Raw genomic sequence first — 20,669 nt, 5'->3', positions numbered from 1 at the left:
GCAAGTAAATCATTATCTTAAAAATGATATCTTTGAGAACCTAACTAAAAGCCCAGTATATGATATTATTTGGGAACCTCGATTTAAGCTTTCCATTGACAGACCCGGTGCTCAAATTTCTGGTAATTCTCGCAATAATACTTGCTTCTCCCATCATTCTGAATAGAATAAAAATACCTCATATTCTCGGTTTAATCATTGCAGGGGCATTTATTGGGCCCAATGGGTTTAACCTCCTGCAGCGCGATAGCGGTATAATACTTTCCGGCACAGCGGGATTGCTTTATATTATGTTTCTGGCCGGCCTTGAAATCGACCGCAACGAATTCAAAAAAAACAGCGGAAAAAGCTTACTTTTTGGAATGTACACCTTTATCATCCCAATGGTTCTTGGCACCTTGCTGGGTTTGTATGTATTACACTTCAGCATATATACTTCTGTGCTGCTGGCGAGTATGTTTGCCTCACACACCCTAATTGCTTACCCAATACTCAGCAATCTTGGGGTAACAAAAACCAGATCGGTGAACATAGCCGTCGGGGGTACCATGATTACAGACACATTGGCTCTTCTGGTTCTGGCAATTATTGTGGGCATGGTGCATGGTGAAGTGAACACCCGTTTTTGGGTTGAAATGTCAGTGTCGATTCTGGTTTTTGGGCTTTTTGTGATGATTTTCTTCCCCATTATTGGCCGTTGGTTTTTTAAAACCTTCAGCGATAAAATAATGCAATACATATTTGTGCTGGCAATGGTCTTTCTATCGGCATCATTAGCACTTGCTGCCGGTATTGAGTCCATCATTGGTGCCTTTTTAGCCGGATTAGCCCTAAACAAGCTTATACCATCGACCTCGCCACTGATGAACCGTATTGAGTTCGTGGGAAACGCTGTATTTATTCCATTCTTTCTCATTAGTGTAGGCATGTTGGTTGACTACAAAGTGTTTTTTACTAACCTCGAAACAATTAAAGTAGCCATTTGGATGACCGTGCTGGCTACAGTGGCAAAGTACCTTGCAGCCTGGGCCACTCAAAAATCATTAGGGTACAACTTCGACGAAAGAAGAATTATTTTTGGCTTAAGCAATGCCCAAGCTGCTGCTACCCTGGCAGCGGTGTTAGTGGGCTATAACATTATATTAGGCGAAACTGCAACTGGTGAACCCATTCGATTATTGAACGATAGCGTGTTAAACGGAACAATTGTTATGATACTGGTAACGTGCACCATTGCAACCTTTGCTGCCCAAAAGGGGGGGAAAAATCTTTCATTGGCAAGTTCAGTTCCAAACGAAGGTGACGATTCTGAGTTTCCGGAGAACATACTTATTCCCATTAATAATCCGGAAAATATTGAAGAACTGATTGGTTTGAGTACAATTATAAAATCGAAAAACAAAAACAGTAACCTTTATGCGCTGAACATCATAAACCACAACACCTCTGATCCGGATGCCGAAATCAAGGCACGAAAATTTCTTGAAAAAGCTACCATTACTGCCTCGGCAAGCGACACACATTTGCATAGCCTGTTGCGCTACGACATAGACACGATAAATGGCATTACCAGCATTATTAAGGAACAAAACATTACCGACCTGGTCTTGGGACTACATAAAAAGAAAGCCCTTACCGAATCATTTCTGGGTAAACTCACCGAAGGAGTATTGTCGCAAAGCAATGCTACAACACTGGTTTACAAACCGGCTCAACCCATTTCAACTATTAAAAGACACGTTGTTGTTATTCCTGCCCATGCCGAACGCGAACCAGGTTTCCCCTTCTGGATAGCAAAAATTTACAATATTTCGAAAAACACAGGGGCAAAATTCGTATTTTATGGCAACGCCAGAACCAACAGAACTATCAAAGATATTTTTGATAAATATAAAATTGAAGCTAGTTTTGTTTTGTTTGATAATTGGGATGATTTTCTAATTCTTTCGCGCAATGTGCGGCAAGATGATAACCTGATTTTAATACTCAGCCGTGCCCATAAGCTTTCGTACCACGAAAGCATGCGTAAAATTCCACACTACCTGAATAAGTATTTTAATAAGTATAATTTTATTCTGATCTATCCTAGGCAATATGGTGTTTCAGAAAACAATGAACTGGATTTAAACAATCCATCACTGATGGAACCCGTAGAACGCCTGGATGAATTAGGTAAAACCATTGCCCGGTTGTTCAAGGCTAAATAAACCTAAGGCCACGTTTTATTACCACCAGCCTGGCACGCCAGACTGCTGATAAGGATTCCGCACGGGACTATACGAATCGGAAAATCCGGGTTGTTCCATTCTAATTTGTGCACTGAAACTTACCGATGGTGTAATCTTGTAATTAAACCCCATGGATATGCCATGAGAATTATACTGACTTTGAGTTTGTCCGGGAGTTCGGTTGGGAACATACTGTACTTGCTGATATACTCCGCCATTCACATCCAGTCTTTCGTTCACTTTATAATTTCCGGAAGCATAGAGGAACATGCGGGTCATGGGTAGCATGGCCGATTCTCCTGGTGCGGCATAGTGGGGGTAATAAAACTGACTATACTCCATCGAAACCCCGGCCCTTAAACTGAGGCGGTTGTTGATGGGATAACTGGCATAAGGCGAAAGCAAAAATGATGGGCCACTGTAACCTGCAGAAGAAACCGTATAAGCCATTCCGGCATCGGCACCAAATTTTATTTTTTTTGCAGGAACTACTGAAACCGGTGTTGGTTGTTCCGTAACTTCTATGATCGCTTCATCGGTAAAATCGACTACCTGATCTGTTTCCTGTGCTCGTATAAAAGTCATTGGAAGGAGAAGCAAAAGGAATAGAAATGACTTTTTCATAATCTGCTGGTTTCTGTAAAGATAAAACTAAAATGTTTTTTTTCAGGCATTACTTTCCAACCTGTTCACAGAATAAACACCTTTGATAGCTGTAAGTTTTTGTAAAAGACTGTCGAGATGAGTCAGGTCGCGCACTGCCAGACCAATTATGCCATGAAACGCCCCTTCGACCGTATTGATATTGATCGAACGAACGGTAACAGCATTGTCTTTTGCAAATACCTCTGATATGCTGTGCAGAATCCCTTTCTGATCTTCGCCTTTTACATGAATGTTCACAGGGAATACCGAATCGGGGCTCTTACGTGTCCATTTGGCTGGCACCACACGGTAACCATACTTGCCTATTAGCTGGGCCGCATTGGGGCAGTTTGTACGATGAATTTTAATACCCTCGCTAATGGCTACAAATCCAAAAATACTATCGCCCATAATGGGGTTACAGCATTTGGCCAGTTTGTAATCGATATTGGCCAGTTGCTCGGCGATGATAAGCATTTGATTGGTGCTTTTCTCAGGGGAACTGCTTTTTGGTTCCTGTGCAATGTCATCAAGGCCCTTTAATATTGCTTCTTCTTTTTCTTCTTCGTTGATAAAGTCTTTCAGATCGGACAAATCAATCTTTTGGGTACTCACCTGGTAATAAAACTCCTGGGCATTTGGCAATTTGTAGCGCTTCATAATACGCCGGATAATCTCATCGTTGTATTCGATTTTCCAGTTTTTGAAGCGCCTTTTCACCATTTCCTTTCCTTCAGCTGCCCCTTTGGCCTGTTCCTCGTTTAATGCTTGTCGAATTTTCTTTTGGGCCCTGGTTGTGGTCACAATGTTGAGCCAGTCGATTTTGGGCTTCTGTAATTTGGAAGTAAGAATCTCTACTTTGTCACCATTTTGCAGTTTGTGCCTGATGGGAACCACTTTACCGTTAATTTTACCCCCTGTGCAGGTACCACCAACGCCCGTGTGTATGTCATAGGCAAAATCGAGCACGGTAGCGCCCTCAGGAAACTTGCGCAAGTCGCCCTTAGGGGTGAAAACAAATATCTCCTTGCTGTATAAACTTAATTTAAAATCGTCGATAAAATTATCGGCATCAGGCTCCGGAGTTTCAAGAATTTCGCGGATCTTGGCCAACCAATTATCAACACCACCCTGTGTGTCACCACTTTTGTATTTCCAGTGGGCAGCAACCCCTTTTTCTGCAATCTCATTCATGCGCGAGGTGCGAATTTGTACCTCTACCCACTTCCCATCGGGACCGATAACCGTAGTATGCAATGATTCGTAGCCATTCGATTTAGGCACCGAAATCCAGTCGCGCATACGCAATGGATTGGGCTGATAAATGTCGGTTACAGCCGAGTACACCTGCCAGCAATCTGACTTTTCATTTTTAAGTTCTGTATTCAGTATAATGCGGATGGCAAACAGGTCGTAAATATCTTCGAAGCTTACTTCCTTTTTGCGCATCTTGTTCCAGATTGAAAAAATTGACTTGGGACGGCCTTTTACTTCAAAATCAAAACCTTGTTTCTTTAATTCTGATTCGATGGGCGTAATAAATTTTTCAATAAACTCCTGACGCTCACGCATGGTTTCGTCGAGCTTGTGCGCAATCATGTTATAAGTCTTGCGGTCGGTATATTTCAGGGAGATATCTTCCATCTCGGTTTTTACAAGGTACAAACCAAGCCTATGGGCAAGGGGGGCATACAAATATGCTGCTTCACTCGCCGCTCTGATCTGTTCTTCCTGGCTCATGTGCTTCAGTTCGCGCATGTATTCAAGCCTTTCAGCAAGAATAATGAGTATTACCCGCACATCCTTTGCAAGATTGAGAAGCAAGCGTCTAAAGTTTTCTGCCTGCGACGAAACCGTTATCTCTTCAATGCTCATTACCTTCGAAAGACCATCGACAATGAGTGCTACCGCTTCGCCATATTTTTTTTCAATGGCCGTAATATCGATTTGCTTTTTTTCAATGGCATGGTAAACAAAAAGACTAATAAGCGAAGTGCGGCCCAGACCAATATCATTCACTCCGATGCGTGCCGCTTCCACCATGCTAAGCACATAATCTTTCCCTCCCGATCGCTTTTCATTTTGGCGCGTTTGCACGAGATCAAGAAAAGCCTGCTCAAGGTTTTCGGTACTATCTACCTCCTTGCGCTTTTTAATATCGGCAAGCAATACCTTAAAGGCTTTCTTGTATTTTTCTTCGATATGGCTTAATTCATCGATCATATCAGTAGTTCTGGCAACAAAGGTAGTAAATTGAAGGCTGAGGTTTTGCTATTCTATTTTGAAATTCGCATCCAGCAAACGGATAATTTCTTTAGGTGGGCGTATGGGTTTACGGGTGCTTCGGTCGACAAAGACAAGAGGTGTAATGCCTTCGGCCAGTAATTCATTGGCCGAATTATAAAGAAAATATTTGAACACAAGACGCACTCCTGCAGGTGGTTCAAGCTTGGTGACCAGAATAAGTTCATCGTCATACAAAGCTGGTTTGTAATAGTTTACACTGAATTCAGAGAGCGGAAGTATGATGCCCTGATCTTCCAACTCTTTGTAAACCACCCCGGCCTTTCGCATCAGTTCGGTGCGCCCCATTTCAAAATAAGCCGCATAATTGCCATGGTGTGCATAACCCATACGGTCGACTTCGGCATAACGAACGCGAAAAGTAATTTTATCTTCGGGCATTATTTGATGGGTGAATTCGGTTCATTTTTAAACTTTTTGTAAATCGTAACATCAACCAGACGGGGAATAATCCGCTGAAGAAAAACCATAAGTTGCCCTTCGGTGGTCATAATACGGTTACGCTTACGCTTGCGTATGGAGCGCATCACATTTTCCGCCACTTTTTCAGGTGGAGTCAAGCGCTCTTCGGGGCGTGGTGTTTCACCCTGCGGATTCCCATGTGCATCGAGGGCACTTTTACGAATATTTGAAGCCGTAAATCCGGCGGCAAGAATTAATACCTGAATTCCCGCCTTTAAGTTTTCGATGCGTACGCTCTCTAAAAAGCCATGCATAGCAGCCTTCGAAGCAGAATAAGCGGTACGGCCAGGCAGTCCGTGAAATCCGGCAATACTGGATATTCCGACAATGCTGCCTTTCGTTTGGACAATATGCGGCAAAGCATATTTGGTGCAATACACCGTTCCCCAGAAATTCACATCCATTACCTTGCGCAACACATCCATTTCTACCTCTTCGAATAAGGCCCGCATGGAAATACCCGCATTGTTGATCAGAATATCGATTTTCCCAAATTTCTCAAGGGTTTTTTCTACCATATTCATGCAGTCGTCCTCCACAGTCACATCAGTTTTTATGGCCAGGCATGATTGACCGTTGCAGGATAATTCTGCCGAAACCTCTTGCAGTTTTTCATGAGAGCGGGCAGCAAGCACTACTTTGGCACCTGCCTGTGAAAAAGCCCGGGCGCAGGCCAGACCAATTCCAGAGGAGGCCCCTGTTATTATTACAACTTTATCTTTAAAAGTCATTGCTGGATTTTTTAGGTGGAACAAATATAGTTTAATTCATGGGCATACCGAAAAGCACATTGTTCATTTTAAGCTTTTTTAAGAAGGCAGAATAAACCGTTTTCTTAGCGATATTTTTAATAAATTGCCAGCCACAAAGAACAGCAATGACAGCAGACATAGCAAGCAATCAACCCCTGGCCGACCGCATGCGCCCCATGACACTGGACGATTACATCGGGCAGCAGCACCTGGCTGGTCCGGGAGCCATGTTGCGTAAAAGCATCGAATCGGGCAACATACCCTCTTTTATTCTATGGGGTCCTCCAGGGGTGGGTAAAACCACCCTTGCACGGATCATTGCCAATACCTTAAAACGTCCGTTTTATGCATTAAATGCCGTGCATGCCGGAGTTAAAGATGTGCGCGAATTGCTCGAAAAAGCTAAAAAACAGCAATTCTTCCATTCTCCCAACCCGGTTTTGTTTATCGACGAAATTCACCGCTTTAACAAAGCCCAGCAAGATTCTCTGCTGGGTGCTGTAGAGGCAGGAACCATAACCCTCATTGGTGCCACCACCGAAAACCCCTCGTTCGAAGTTATCTCTCCTCTGCTCTCCCGCTGCCAGGTGTATATCTTAAAAAACCTCGAAAAAGAGGATTTACTTACCATACTGAACAGGGCCATTGAAAAGGATGTACTTCTTAAAAAACTACCCATCAGGGTAGATGAATACGAAGCCCTTTTTCGCTATTCGGGGGGCGATGCACGAAAACTGTTAAACCTGCTCGAGATAATTGTGAATGCCTTGCTACAGGAAGATCCGGATGAACTGGCTATCGACAACGATACCGTAAAAAAGCACCTGCAGGCCAACATGGCCGTGTACGACAAAAATGGCGAACAGCATTACGACATTATTTCTGCCTTTATCAAATCAATGCGCGGCAGCGATCCGAATGCCGCGATATATTGGCTGGCCCGCATGATTGAAGGGGGAGAAGACGTGCGTTTTATAGCCCGCCGTATGCTGATACTGGCAGCCGAAGATGTCGGGCTTGCCAATCCCAATGCCCTGCTCATAGCCAAAACCTGTTTCGAAGCAGTGAACATGATTGGTTGGCCCGAGTCGCGCATTATACTTTCTCAAACAGCCATCTACCTGGCTACCTCGCCCAAAAGCAATTCGGCCTACCAGGCCATTAACGATGCGCAAGCCCTGGTGAGCAAGACCGGCGACTTGTCGGTTCCCTTGCACCTTCGCAACGCCCCCACCAAACTCATGAAAGACCTCGGATATGGTAAAGAATACCAATATGCCCACGAATACGAAGGAAATTTTGTGAAAGAAAACTACTTGCCCGACGAAGTAAAAGGCACCATTTTTTATAAACCCCAGGCAAATGCCCGTGAGAATGAACTCACAGAAAAGTTCAGGAAACAGTGGGGTGATATTTATAATTATTAAGATGGTGGCGATCTTTGCAACATGACAAAATATAACATAGTCAGACATTATAATAAGCCGAATAAATGAGCAAAATGCTAATTACTATATGCAAGGTTTTGGCAAGTGTAAAAAAACCGCACAGCAGACAGATACGTGCATAATTGACAAGATTGAAATATCAAAAGGCTGAATTGTTGGATGATGAAATTAAAAGTATCTAAAAATAATTGGATATGAATTATAATCCTGAAATCCACAAACGACAATCAATACGTTTGAAAGGATATGATTATTCACAAGAAGGGGTGTATTTTATTACCATCTGTGTGAAAGACAGGAAATGTTTATTTGGCAATATTGAAAATGGAAAAATGGAATTAAATCCATTGGGTACCATTACAAATAAATATTGGATGGAAATCCCACACCATTACCCACAGGTTAAATTACATGAACATATTGTAATGCCCAATCATTTGCATGGTATCATTGAAATTGTAGGGATTTGCCATGGCAAATCCCTACATCATGGCAAATCCCTACATCATGGCAAATCCCTGCATCATGGCAAATCCCTACATCATGGCATGTCCCAACAATCACAACCACACGAACGACATTTTGCCAAACCCATTTCCGGTTCTGTTTCAACCATCATAAACCAATTCAAATCTTCGTTAAAACGGTGGTGTAACAAAAACAATTACGAATATTTTCAATGGCAATCGCGTTTTCACGACCACATTATCCGTAACGAACAATCTTTTGAAACCATATCAGATTATATATTGAATAACCCAACCAAATGGCAGGAGGATAAATTTTATAACACACAAGCGAACCACAAATGATGGATATAGCCAAAATCGTGTTAGAAGACACTATTGATATTGAAAACCAAACCACGCCATTTGGAAAACGATATGGCATAACCCTTATTGGCCTTTAATAATGAAAGAAGAAAAGGGGTGTGAGGATGTTAATTTTAAGCATGCAAAATGAGTGTGATGTTATAAATCAGTCATTCATAAATAAATACAGCAAATTTTATTTTCCATTTTAAAATATTTTTGTATTTTCCCCTCTGTAACACAACGTTACACCTCTATTCCTTAATCAAAATTCTTAATTATCATGGCAAAAAACCGCAATTACAATTGTAAAGATGTCGACATGCTTATGGCATCTAAAACCATCGCCGAAAGTTTCAAAACTAACATTTCAGAACTTTCAACAACTCGCACCGATTGGTCAGAGCAGTATGCAAACAGCCTCATTGCCCGCATCGACCAGGCTATCGAAACCCATTTGGGTGTAGATGCAAAAAAAGACCTGCGAAATGCATCAGCTACCCTTGCTACCATTCAGCTTCCTGCCAAACGAGATGTATCCTATTTCAAAACACAAATCGACGAAGACTTTAAAAAGGAAACAACAAAACGCGATGAGATTTTGAAAAACCTTGGCTTTGCAAAACATCTTCGTGGTGCACAAAAAGGCAACCAGGAATCATTGGTACAGTTGCTTTATCAGTTCAAAACCAACATGAACGAAACCTTACACCAGGAAATTACTGCCAAAGGTTTAAACCCCACTCTCATCGACAACATCATCGGCTATGCCGATACATTCCGGCAAGCCAATGTTACCCAGGAGGCTTTTAAAGGTTCTACCAAAGAAATCACCCAGGAGGTAACCGAGGTTTTCAACGCAATTTATGATTTGATAATCGGTATCTGCAAAATAGCATCGAATTATTATCAGTACGAACCTTTAAAGAAAGAACAATTCACCTTTGCTAAAGCACTTTCCAATCTGGGAACAGCATCGAAGATATCCGGTAAAATGCCAGCAATGGCTTAAACCCTGTTCCACAGGGTTGGAACTTAATTCTCGGAGCAGGTAGTAATCCCAACAAACATGGGAAGCAATCTGACAGACATAGAAGCCCGCTTGACAAAGATGATAGCCGACCTGATAAAGTGGGGACTTAATTCTCAGAGAAGGAAATAAGTCCTACATAGATGAGACACATTCTGTCAGACATAGAATCCTGCTTGACAGAGATAGGAGCCAACCCGACAGAGAAGGGACACAATTCTCAAAGTAGGGAGTAAGCCCGACAAAAAAAGGAAGCCCATCATGCAAAGTGGGGAGTCTATCAAACCTCTCTAAGTGATCATACCATGCCCAGGTACCAGGTATTTTTACCCTTACCTTTTCTCCCCGCATTTATCATCTGCCTTAAAAAGTAAAACCCGACTCTTAAGCCGGGTTTTGCTTTTTAGGTGTCAATCAATCAAACAACCTATATTTGGATAAAGGCCTAAAAACTCTCAAAATCATTATCCTTGCCCGACGAATGCAATTGAATGTTTGTACCCTTCCAGTTTGTTGCACTCGCTTTAATTTGGGGAGCAGCTACTTTTTTTGAACCAGCTCTTTTATCCTGCTTGAAGCTGTCTTCATCGCCGGTTTGAAAGAATGAGATAATCTGGTTCAGGTTGTCGGCCTGGCCCGATAGTTCTTCGGCATTGGTAGCCAGTTCTTCGCTCGATGCAGCATTCTGCTGGGTTACGGTATTCAACTGTTGAATGGCATTGTTCACCTGACTGGCCCCGTTATTTTGCTCGAGGCTGGCAGCTGTAATTTCCTGCACCAGTTTGGTGGTGTTTTGTATTTTAGGCAATACCTCCTCCATAACCTTTCCGGCACCCTGCGATAAGTCGAGTCCTTTTTGGGCCAGAGTAACAATTTCATCGGCAGCCAGTTTGCTTCTTTCAGCCAGTTTGCGGACCTCCGCCGCTACCACGGCAAAACCTTTTCCATGTTCACCTGCCCGGGCAGCCTCAACGGCAGCATTCAGCGCTAAAATATTGGTTTGAAAAGCAATGTCGGTAATTATTGATATTTTATTGGCAATATCCTTGTTGGCATCTACAGCCAGCACGGTGCGCTCCGCAACCTGCTTGATTCCCTGGTTGGCTTCTGTGGATATTTTTTCGGTTTGCTGCGAATTCTCTGTATTTTGTTGAATATTCGAAGCAATCTCTTCCATAGTCGAAGAAACCTCTTCTACCGACGATGCCTGCTCGCTGGCACCCTGCGAAAGGTGCTGCGAAGTATCGGTTAGTTGCTTACCTGCTATAGAAAGCTCGTACGAACTATGTCTCACCTGGCCAATTACCGATTTTAATTTTTCAATCATCAAGGAAAAAGAAGAAGCCAATTGCCCAATCTCATCCTGTCTTTTAATATTGATTTGGTGCACAAGGTTGCCGGCAGCTATTTGCTCAGCTACTTTCGAAAGGTTTCTGAGTGGGTTTAGGGATTGCCCGATTAGCACAAAAAGCAAAATAACAATAAGCACCAGCATCACTATACCAATTACCAATTGCCTTATCAACTGCGCTTTTGTGCTGGCATTAATTACCTTCAGTGGTACCTCTGCCCTCACCTGCCAGAAGGTACTGGTACCCTCGAACTGCATGGGTACCACGCTGCAATAATCGTCACGGAAATTAAAGTTAGTTTCAGCTCCGCTCTCAATCATTTGCATAAAATTGTCTGCCTCCTCAGGTTCCAAATCCTTAATTTTCTTTCCAATGTTTTCAGGATTACGGGTGTCGGCTGCAACGGAACCATCTTGCGAATAGATGATTACACGGCTATTTCCTTCAAAGAGTTTAGCCTGCGCCTTCAGGGCTTCGGTTTGCATAAAATCGCTTATAAAATCGACGCAGATAACCCCTACAAAACTGTTGTTTCGTTTCAATGGTTTAGCCACTGAAAGCATTAAAACAAATACCTCATTTATTTTATACAAATCCATGTACACGTAATTCTGCATGCTTGTTTTAGGGATCTCCCACCAGTCAGAACCACTTTCTTCCAGATCCTGCTCGAAAGGAATGGTAAGGTCGGAGCGTAAAATTTCTCCTTCTTCCCGGTACCAATACTCCGAAAACCTGCCATCGGCATAATATCCCGGGTATCCAATGTAGCTGGCTTCTTTTCCGTCGAATTTACCCGGCTCCACCGATACTGTATACCCAATCATATTCGGATCTTCTTGCATCATGTTCCGGTAGACATCCTGCAGATCGGTACGCACAAAGCTGGGTTTCTCCGAAAGCACCAGTAAATCCTTCCAATGCATATCAAGCTCCGACAAGGTAATGTTTATCTGCGACTCAATGGCCTGGCTGGTACTTTGAAGTATGGCATTCATTTCGTTTTGAGCATTCTTCCTGGCAAGGCGCGAGGCATTGATGGTATTCACCAGCGTAAGCACTGAAATGGCCAATAAAATAACTAAGCCAAGAATTACCGACAAACGGGTACTGATTGATGATGTTTTCATTTTAAAAAATTTAAAAACTTATTTTAAACACAGTGTAAACATTTTCCAGTTCAGGATTCACGGTGAGTGCAAAAGATATAGGCAGGCTAAAAAGCTCAGTAAATTTAATTTCTTTGGAAACTGCTATTCCCAGGTTAATAAGGGCAGCCCCTTCGGTCATGTAAAAAGCGCTTTCCTGAAGCACTCCGCCAGCAACCAGGCTAAGCTCAGTCTCGCCCACAGAAAAAGGGTACATCATTTCGAGGTAAGTAGAATAGTTGTTTTGGCTTGAAAAGGTAGTATCTGTATCGAGTTTCTTGTCGGCACCATAAAACAAGGTACCCAGCGTAAAAGTAAGCGGAATATTTTCGCTGATAGTATAACTTGCAATCAGCTCACCCACATGCCCGGTCTGGTCGTGTATGAAATTAAAATAGTCCTCCCAGCCAATAAAATAATCGGTGACAGACAAAGTGAAATTTCCTATGCCATAGCCGGCATAAAGGTCAGTCTCCTGGTAAGTACCTGTAAAATTCACCGAAGCCCATGCCCCGGCGAAGAAACCACCCAGTCCAATTTCGCCAGAACCTTGTATGTTGGCGGCATTGTCCAATGCCAGGCCCCTCCACACATAACTACTCACAAGGTCAGCACCCAGGTCGGCCGAAAAAGCCGAAGCAGTACCTTCTTCTTCTGTCTGGCCGGCAAGAGGCAAAAAGAGGAGAGCAAGCAACGCCACAAGGAAAATTTTGGAAGTTCTCATAATTTGATTTTTTTAATGCAATAATTGAAAGCACTTCTATTTCAATTTAATTAGATACTTCTTGTGAAGAAATTCCTTCAAATGAATTCCTATCTTCAAGTTAAGACTAATAGTTTATTTTTCCATCACAATCCTCTTTTTTTTGGGAAAGGACTCCGTAAACAAATCGGAGATTCATTGAATCAATTGAAATCATCTATTTTGTGGCTTTGCATTGCCATTTACCTCTTTACAATTTGATGAAATGCTTTCCAATCAATTTCATTAACTTTAGCAGCTCGTAAAGAAAATGTATGATACAAGAAAACATTTATTCCCGGCTTCAACAATCAGAGAATTTTTTCCTGTTGGCCGGCCCTTGTGTAGTTGAAAGTAAAGACCTCTGCTTTGAAGTAGCCGAAAGGGTTAAAGAAATTACAACACGCCTCCACATTCCTTATGTATTTAAAGCTTCGTACCGTAAGGCAAACCGATCGAAAATCGATTCTTTTTCAGGTATTGGTGACGAAAAGGCCCTTCAGATTTTAAAAGAGGTAAAAGAAAAATACCAGCTCCCCATCGTGACCGACATTCATTCCGCCGAAGAAGCTGCCCTGGCAGCCACGGTGGCTGATGTATTGCAGATTCCGGCCTTTTTGTGCCGCCAAACCGACTTGTTGATAGCAGCCGCGCAAACAGGCAAAATTGTAAACATAAAAAAAGGTCAGTTTTTGGCACCTTCGTCCATGAAGCATGTGGCACAAAAAGTAGTTGATTCGAACAATTCGCAGGTAATGCTTACCGACCGCGGTACCATGTTTGGATATGGTGATCTGATTGTAGATTACCGAGGTATACCCGAAATGAAACAATTCGGGTTCCCTGTCATTCTCGACATTACCCATTCGCTCCAGCAACCCAATCAGGAATCGGGTGTATCGGGCGGAAGGCCAGACATGATTGAGACCATTGCCAAAGCAGGAATTGCAGTTGGAGTCGACGGGCTCTTTATCGAAACGCATCCAAATCCGGGTTTGGCGAAATCAGATGGTGCAAACATGCTCCGGCTCGACCTTTTAGAAGACTTATTGCAAAAGTTGACAAAAATCAGAAGCACAGTTAATTCTCTGTAAATCTGAATAATGGATCACTTTTAAAAGAATCGTTTCCCAAGTATTTTAAATTTTTTTATGAAATAGCTTGGAATTTTAAGTATTCTTAGTACTTTAGTTCCGTTAGCCCTAACGATTTGACCCATATTAGCAGAAAGCTTGCATTCGACCCAATGCAGGCTTTCTTGTTTTAGGTCTTCTCTATATCGAAACGCAAACCATAATAAATTCTGAATTTGCCAAAAGAATAAGTTAACTCTGTTTCGTTTGGGTTTTTCAGCAGAAAAGAATCGGAAAAGAAACTTAAGCCATAGTAACTACCAGGCTTATTCACACCCAATGAAAAGCGAAAAGTAGCATGGCTCGAAACTGAGGACGCACTGCCTAGAGGCTCGTCGTCCAGATCATAGGCAGCCAGACTTTGTAAATTCAACCCAATCATCAGTAAACCATTTACAAAAAAATAGTTGCCCCACACAAAAGTATGGGTGTAGCCAAACGACCCACCCATACTTAGCGAGCCAAGACCACCCATTTTCGATAAATTGGGATAAAATCCATAAAGCGGCTCCGGAACGATGGAAGAATCTGCCACCATGCTGTAAACCGAAAAGCGCCATCCGGCAAGCCAGCTACCGCAGCTCTTAAGCTGTCGTTCGGTGAATTGATAGGGGGCTCGTATAGAAAATTTATCGTGCTTAAACACATAAATGCCATTGAACCCTAAAGATAAAGTTGTGATATCAGGCCTTACCAGCAGCGAATCCTGCTTATTCCATTCGGGATAAAATACTTCCGGGTTGTACCAATAAAAACCCTTATAAGCCTGCAAATTGGCATTCATTAAAAAGCGCCGCGTAAAAATGTCGAGCTGTAGGTCCAAACTCGATGTTTTACCTTTTAAACTATTATCATTATTAATAAAGCCCAGGTTAAAGGCCAGACTAAATCCCATCCATTTGTAACTAAACCCGGCCCCCAGGTTAAAATTGCTGTTCGGTCTGTATTTAATTATAGAGTCGTTTGGTTGTCCCGCTTCGCGAAGTTCGAAATTGCTGTATTTCGAAATTCCATAAAGGTAAATTCCCAGTTGATCTGAATAAGATATCTTGTAGACTGGCGCTTGTACAGCCAATACCGAATCTTTCTCCCGGGCGGGGATAGTATCATTGCTAAAAAGAGGCAATGATAATACACAAAAAGATGCCGCAAGCCATACTATTCTTTGCTGCGAAAATGGTTTCAAAATTTGTAGGTTATAGTATTTCTGAAATTGGCAATATCTGTTTCTTCTGGCGAACATTTAATTCAATGTTTGGTTATAAGTAGAAAGTAAAAAATAGTAAGAAAATGGCAACAATTACATTAAAAGGAAATCCGGTGCAAACCCTTGGCAATTTACCCAAGACAGGCGAGAAAGCAAAAGATTTTAACCTGATAAAAAACGATTTGTCGGTTTCAAGTCTGAAAGATTTTAAAGGAAACAGACTTGTGCTGAATATTTTTCCAAGCCTCGATACCGGCACTTGTGCAGCCTCGGTACGCCAATTTAACAAACTGGCCTCGGAATTGCCTAATACCAAAGTATTGTGCATTTCGCGCGACCTGCCTTTTGCTCAGGCTCGTTTTTGTGGTGCCGAAGGCCTGACCAATGTAATAACCCTTTCGGACTTTGCAACTGGTGAATTTGGTAAAAACTATGGATTGGAAATAATCGATGGACCACTCAAACATTTACATTCGAGGGTTGTGATTGTACTCAACGAAGAGGCCAAGGTGGTATATACCGAACAGGTGCCTGAAATTGTAAACGAACCCAATTACGACGAGGCGATTAAACATTTGAAATAGTTTTGATTAGCCTCTATTATGCCAGTTACAAGCTTATTTAATATCATGCCCACGCTCACCCCTCTTTCCCCTAAAGGGGCTGACCCCCGCGCTGTTTCCACTAAGGAAGTAGAAAGAGTCTGTTAGCAAAAAGGAACAAATGCTTGAACATTAATATTAATACAAGCATTATCTATCTTTCTGGTATAATAATGCATATTCAAAAATAGTTTTAAGCAAAATACATAAAATGCACCCCTAAGTATAATTTAAGGGTGCATTTTTAGTTTTTACGCTTTTCGAATTGCTCGTTTTGCTTTTCCTCTATTCTTCGCACAATTAATACAATTAGCAAAACCAGAAAAGCGAAAAGAGCCAGTGTATATAGAATTAAACCCAGCATCATTATTTTAATTTTACAGCCGTGCCATAAGCCAGAATTTCAGCGGCACCCTGCATCACTGCCGAAGTGGTTAACCGCACGTTGATAACGGCATCAGCTCCCATTTTTACTGCATCAAACCACATACGTTGCAAGGCTTCTTCGCGCGAATCGGCAAGTAGCTGGGTGTATTCTGAAATTTCGCCGCCCACAATGTTTTTTAATCCCGCAAAAATGTCTCGGCCAATGTTTCTGGCGCGCACAGTGCTGCCCCTGGCAATACCAAGTATTTGGGTAATTTCACGGCCCGGATAATCGGGTGTACTGGTTAAGTTCATACTTAATTGTTTTTTGTGTTATATAAATTATTTCGCTTCAAGAACAGGGTCAAAAATGGCAGCCATCGATCCACGGAAAAAGAAATATGCGCTAACTGTCATCAGGCAGTGACTGATGTCGAAATGGTTAAACCACTGGTGCAGGCCCCATTCGTTCATAAAAATAAGTGCAGAGAGGGCCGAGATACCCACAGCAATAATATAGTTTCGGCTACCTACACTGCGGGTACGATAAAACACATAGGTATTGAAACTGGCTACCACCACCAGCAAACCATAAGCCGAATGCACCTCTACAAAGAAAAAGTTGAGGGTAGAAAATGTGATTACAATAAAGGTAATCAGCTCTATGATATTGAGCCAGGCAAAGAAAGTCCCTACCCTGGGCTTTATTAATTTACGTGCATACTCAATCGAGGCCCTTTCGACCATGGCAATAGAAATCATACTGGTAAGCCAGCCCGGAAGTTTCCAGGGCGAAACCGGTAATTCCAGGTTGTAACTGAACAAGTATAAAAACCCATGCCCCACCAGTCCGCCAATGGTAGTAGCAATGCCCATGCTCATAAAATACACCTTCAGGTAGGTGTGCATTTTGTTTCGGGTGGGTATAGAGCTAAGCCGGTAAAAAGCATAAAAGCACATGGCCGACACAAACAAATCGGTGAGGGTTGTAACCGGCTCGTCAATGCGTATTCCCAGCAGCTCTACAGAGGGTTGTGGCAGGTACATGATCTTCTTGTTTGATTGAGTTAGTCAATGTACTTAGGCCATCAAAGTTAGTACTTTTTCCTTAAAAATATTTTTGATTTTTATGAATATGTATTATATTATAATCGAATATTTGATTGTATTATAATCATTTCATAAGATGAAAACACGAATCTTTATTTCGAAAGCAAACCGGGGTTGGGAAGAGGTGCAGTTACCCGAAAGATTCAACCGCTACTCCTACGATGCGCTGATTAGCATTATGCATCAGTTTATCGATATCAATCAATACAAAGGTGTGCTGATAACCGAAAACCCCAACCCCACCCTCACACCCAACTAACAAAGTTCCGGATTTTCACCGATGCAAGTCGCAGCTTCAACCCAAACCCTGGGAAGCTGCCTGGCCGTAAAGCAAACAATCGGATACAGAAGAAATAGCATCGATATACCTTAACAAGAAGTAATGTACCTTAACTGTCATAGTTATTACAGTTTGCGTTACGGCACCCTTTCGCCGCGTGAATTGGTGGAGCAAGCCAGAAAGAACCAAGCAGAAGTGCTAACGCTCACCGACATCAACAACACCAGCGGCATGCCCGATTTTGTGATGGAATGCCATCGGGCAGGCATCAAACCGGTAGGGGGCATCGAGTTTCGCGACAACAGGCATCAACTGCTGTACATCGGTATTGCTGCCAATAACGAAGGATACAAAGAACTGAACGATTTTCTCACCTGGCATAACCTGAACCATGCCCCACTGCCTCCCTGCCCGGGAGTATGGCAAAATGCACTGGTAATCTACCCTTTCAGCAATAAGCTGCCTCGCAGGCTAAAAGTCAATGAATTTATTGGTATACGCCCCCACGAGCTTCGAAAACTGGTTACCTCGCCCCTGTTGGGCATGCCTCATAAGCTGGTAGCCCTGTACCCGGTAAATTTTTCCGGTTCCGACAGTTATAAGCTTCACACCTATCTGCGTGCCATCGACAAAAACATCCTTCTCACTCGGCTCAAACCAGACGACCTGGCCCGCGAGGACGAGTACTTTCTGCCTCCCGACCTGTTTAAAATAGCTTATGACGATTTTCCGTTCATCGTAAAAAACACACGAAGCCTGCTCGATGCCTGCAGCCTTTCGTTCGAGTTTAAAACACCAAAGAACAAACAGATTTTTTCGGGTAGCCGTTACGACGATAAACAGCTACTCGAAAAACTGGCGCACGAGGGCATGCTTTATCGCTATGGCCCTTCGAACCCGGAAGCCCGGAAGCGTATCAGGCACGAGCTGGAGGTAATCGATAAACTAGGGTTTTCGTCCTATTTCCTTATCACCTGGGACATTATACGCTACACCCTTCACAGGGGATTTTACCATGTAGGGCGGGGTAGCGGGGCCAACAGCATTGTAGCCTACTGCCTGCGCATTACCGATGTAGACCCCATTGAGCTGGATTTGTATTTCGAACGCTTCATAAACCCCAAGCGGAGCAGTCCGCCTGACTTCGACATCGACTACTCGTGGAGGGACCGCGACGAAGTACAGGATTATATCTTTAAACGCTATGGCCGCGAGCACACGGCCCTTCTGGGTACCATCAGCACGTTTAAAGATAAGTCGATTGTACGCGAACTGGCCAAAGTACGAGGGCTTCCGAAAGAAGAAATAGACCAGTTGGCAGACAACCCGGGTGATCCGCAAAACCAAAACAGCATCAGTGATGAGTTGTTTCAGTTAGGGGTAAAGCTGGTCGATTTTCCGAATTTACGCAGTGTGCATGCAGGAGGTATCATTATTTCAGAAAAACCCCTGGGGTATTATACGGCCTTAGACCTACCTCCGAAAGGACTGCCAACCACACAATGGGACATGTACGTGGCCGAAGATCTGGGTTTCGAAAAATTAGATATTCTTAGTCAGCGCGGCATTGGTCACATTCACGATTGCGCTGAGCTGGTCTTGCATAACAAAGGAAAAAAAATTGATGTGCACCGGGTGCAGGAATTTAAGACAGACAAAGAGGTGAACCAAAGGCTTTACAATGGCGAAGCCATCGGATGCTTTTACATCGAAAGTCCGGCCATGCGTGGCCTGCTCAGTAAATTGCACTGCGATAACTACCTCACCCTGGTGGCAGCCAGTTCCATCATTCGGCCGGGAGTAGCCCGCTCGGGCATGATGAAAGAATACATCCGTCGCTACCATGCCCCCACAAGTTTTGAGTACCTGCACCCCGTAATGAAAGAGCAGCTGCAGGAAACCTTTGGCGTAATGGTGTACCAAGAAGATGTGATTAAGGTATGCCACCATTTTGCAGGGCTCGATCTTTCCGATGCCGATATTCTTCGCCGTGCCATGGCCGGTAAATTTCGCTCACGGGTGGAGTTCAGTCGCATTCAGGATAAGTTCTTCAGTAATTGCACTCAGAAAGGCTACACCGAAGCGTTTGCTGCAGAGGTGTGGCGCCAGGTAGCTTCGTTTGCAGGTTATGCCTTCTCCAAAGCCCACTCGGCTTCGTATGCTGTTGAAAGTTACCAGAGCCTGTATTTAAAAACCTACTTTCCGCACGAATTTATCGTGGCTGTCATCAATAATTTTGGAGGTTTTTATCAGCGGTGGGTTTATTTTAACGAAGCCAGGCGCCTGGGAGCCAAGGTGCACCTGCCTTGCGTAAACCAGAGCGAATACCTCACCTGTTTGTACGGAAGCGATATCTACATAGGCTTTGTTCACATTCAAAACCTCGAAACAGAACTGGCCCACAGGCTCACCGACGAACGCAGACAAAATGGCCCCTACTCCAGTCTGGGCGATTTGATCAGACGCACCGGCATTGCACGGGAACAGCTTATTTTGCTGATACGACTCAGTGCACTTCGGGTTACCGGAAAAACCAAAAAAGAACTGCTCTGGGAAGCCCACATGCTGCTCTCGGCCGAACGAAAAACAATACGGACAAAAAAACTTTTCGAGGAAAAAACCATCGAATACAAATTGCCTGCCCTGGCACAGGAGCCGGTTGAAGACGCCTATGACGAAATGGAATTGCTTGGATTTACGGTGAGCATGAGTACCTTCGATCTGTTAAAAACAAAATTCAGGGGCACTGTCTGCGCCCGGCACCTGAGGCAACAAGTTGGGAAAACAGTGCGCATGCTGGGCAACCTGGTAACCATTAAATATGTGCGAACTGTAAAAAACGAGTGGATGCACTTTGGATGCTTTCTCGATACCGAGGGAGAATTTTTTGATACCGTTCATTTTCCGGCCTCTTTAAAAAACTATCCCTTTAAAGGAAATGGCGTTTACCTGGTGCTGGGAAAAGTGGTGGAAGAATTTGGTTTTCCGAGCATTGAAGTACAAAAAATGGCCCGCCTGCCTTTTATTCCCGATCCACGGTATTAATTG

Annotated in this window: 17 protein-coding genes; 8 read left to right on the top strand and 9 right to left on the bottom strand. The window is 43.2% G+C overall.

The genetic code is table 11. The features are described from left to right. Positions 1 to 59 precede the first annotated feature (59 nt). Positions 60 to 2,207: a cation:proton antiporter gene (locus tag IPM71_14830; protein ID QQS50839.1), complete on the top strand. Its 2,148-nt coding sequence runs from the start codon at positions 60 to 62 to the stop codon at positions 2,205 to 2,207. An 18-nt stretch (positions 2,208 to 2,225) separates the two neighbouring features. Here IPM71_14830 and IPM71_14825 read toward each other — a convergent pair whose 3' ends face one another. Genes IPM71_14825 through IPM71_14810 form a run of 4 tightly spaced genes read right to left on the bottom strand, consistent with a single transcriptional unit; the run spans position 2,226 to position 6,370 of the window. Continuing rightward, positions 2,226 to 2,852 carry a hypothetical protein gene (locus IPM71_14825; GenBank protein ID QQS50838.1) on the bottom strand — a complete coding sequence of 209 codons (627 nt, stop codon included), beginning with the start codon at positions 2,850 to 2,852 and terminating at the stop codon, positions 2,226 to 2,228. 42 nt (positions 2,853 to 2,894) lie between these two features. Further along, positions 2,895 to 5,096: a bifunctional (p)ppGpp synthetase/guanosine-3',5'-bis(diphosphate) 3'-pyrophosphohydrolase gene (locus IPM71_14820; GenBank protein QQS50837.1), complete on the bottom strand. Its 2,202-nt coding sequence runs from the start codon at positions 5,094 to 5,096 to the stop codon at positions 2,895 to 2,897. Between the two features lie 48 nt (positions 5,097 to 5,144). Further along, the gene (locus IPM71_14815; protein QQS50836.1) at positions 5,145 to 5,558 is read right to left on the bottom strand and encodes an acyl-CoA thioesterase; all 414 of its coding nucleotides are present in this window, start codon (positions 5,556 to 5,558) and stop codon (positions 5,145 to 5,147) included. Continuing rightward, complete coding sequence (locus IPM71_14810; protein ID QQS50835.1) at positions 5,558 to 6,370, bottom strand: SDR family oxidoreductase; 813 nt, start codon at positions 6,368 to 6,370, stop codon at positions 5,558 to 5,560. The genes IPM71_14815 and IPM71_14810 overlap by 1 nt, the downstream gene beginning before the upstream one ends. 146 nt (positions 6,371 to 6,516) lie before the next feature. On the opposite strand from IPM71_14810, the gene IPM71_14805 reads away from it, so the two are divergent. From IPM71_14805 to IPM71_14795, 3 genes are all read left to right on the top strand, one after another. Beyond that, positions 6,517 to 7,818 carry a replication-associated recombination protein A gene (locus IPM71_14805; protein QQS50834.1) on the top strand — a complete coding sequence of 434 codons (1,302 nt, stop codon included), beginning with the start codon at positions 6,517 to 6,519 and terminating at the stop codon, positions 7,816 to 7,818. A gap of 215 nt (positions 7,819 to 8,033) precedes the next feature. After that, a complete protein-coding gene (locus IPM71_14800; protein ID QQS50833.1) occupies positions 8,034 to 8,651 on the top strand; it encodes a transposase in 618 nt (205 codons plus the stop codon). Between the two features lie 283 nt (positions 8,652 to 8,934). Further along, positions 8,935 to 9,663, top strand: a complete 729-nt coding sequence (locus tag IPM71_14795; GenBank protein ID QQS50832.1) for a hypothetical protein — start codon at positions 8,935 to 8,937, stop codon at positions 9,661 to 9,663. Between the two features lie 463 nt (positions 9,664 to 10,126). On the opposite strand, the gene IPM71_14790 is transcribed toward IPM71_14795, so the two are convergent. Together IPM71_14790 and IPM71_14785 are read right to left on the bottom strand one after the other, a co-directional pair. Then, a complete protein-coding gene (locus IPM71_14790; protein ID QQS50831.1) occupies positions 10,127 to 12,163 on the bottom strand; it encodes a methyl-accepting chemotaxis protein in 2,037 nt (678 codons plus the stop codon). Between the two features lie 10 nt (positions 12,164 to 12,173). Beyond that, complete coding sequence (locus IPM71_14785) at positions 12,174 to 12,905, bottom strand: hypothetical protein (protein QQS50830.1); 732 nt, start codon at positions 12,903 to 12,905, stop codon at positions 12,174 to 12,176. A gap of 293 nt (positions 12,906 to 13,198) precedes the next feature. Between IPM71_14785 and kdsA the strand changes: the two genes are divergently transcribed. Continuing rightward, positions 13,199 to 14,017: a 3-deoxy-8-phosphooctulonate synthase gene (gene kdsA, locus IPM71_14780; protein ID QQS50829.1), complete on the top strand. Its 819-nt coding sequence runs from the start codon at positions 13,199 to 13,201 to the stop codon at positions 14,015 to 14,017. Positions 14,018 to 14,186: 169 nt separating this feature from the next. Here the strand turns inward: kdsA and IPM71_14775 are convergent, their stop codons facing one another. Further along, positions 14,187 to 15,242 (bottom strand): DUF4421 family protein, encoded by a 1,056-nt coding sequence (locus tag IPM71_14775; GenBank protein QQS50828.1) that lies wholly within the window; start codon positions 15,240 to 15,242, stop codon positions 14,187 to 14,189. A 104-nt stretch (positions 15,243 to 15,346) separates the two neighbouring features. Between IPM71_14775 and tpx the strand changes: the two genes are divergently transcribed. After that, positions 15,347 to 15,847, top strand: a complete 501-nt coding sequence (gene tpx, locus IPM71_14770; GenBank protein ID QQS50827.1) for a thiol peroxidase — start codon at positions 15,347 to 15,349, stop codon at positions 15,845 to 15,847. Positions 15,848 to 16,231: 384 nt separating this feature from the next. Here tpx and IPM71_14765 read toward each other — a convergent pair whose 3' ends face one another. Continuing rightward, positions 16,232 to 16,546, bottom strand: a complete 315-nt coding sequence (locus tag IPM71_14765; GenBank protein ID QQS50826.1) for a YbjQ family protein — start codon at positions 16,544 to 16,546, stop codon at positions 16,232 to 16,234. Positions 16,547 to 16,573: 27 nt separating this feature from the next. Beyond that, positions 16,574 to 17,278 (bottom strand): hypothetical protein, encoded by a 705-nt coding sequence (locus IPM71_14760; protein ID QQS50825.1) that lies wholly within the window; start codon positions 17,276 to 17,278, stop codon positions 16,574 to 16,576. Between the two features lie 139 nt (positions 17,279 to 17,417). On the opposite strand from IPM71_14760, the gene IPM71_14755 reads away from it, so the two are divergent. Continuing rightward, complete coding sequence (locus IPM71_14755; protein ID QQS50824.1) at positions 17,418 to 17,600, top strand: hypothetical protein; 183 nt, start codon at positions 17,418 to 17,420, stop codon at positions 17,598 to 17,600. A gap of 123 nt (positions 17,601 to 17,723) precedes the next feature. Then, complete coding sequence (locus tag IPM71_14750; protein ID QQS50823.1) at positions 17,724 to 20,666, top strand: DNA polymerase III subunit alpha; 2,943 nt, start codon at positions 17,724 to 17,726, stop codon at positions 20,664 to 20,666. Positions 20,667 to 20,669 lie beyond the last annotated feature (3 nt).

The sequence above is a fragment of the Bacteroidota bacterium genome (assembly GCA_016699695.1).
Taxonomy (GTDB): domain Bacteria; phylum Bacteroidota; class Bacteroidia; order Bacteroidales; family UBA10428; genus UBA10428.
The sequence above is the reverse complement of the archived record's forward strand: the minus strand, read 5'-3'. Positions and strand labels throughout refer to the sequence as shown.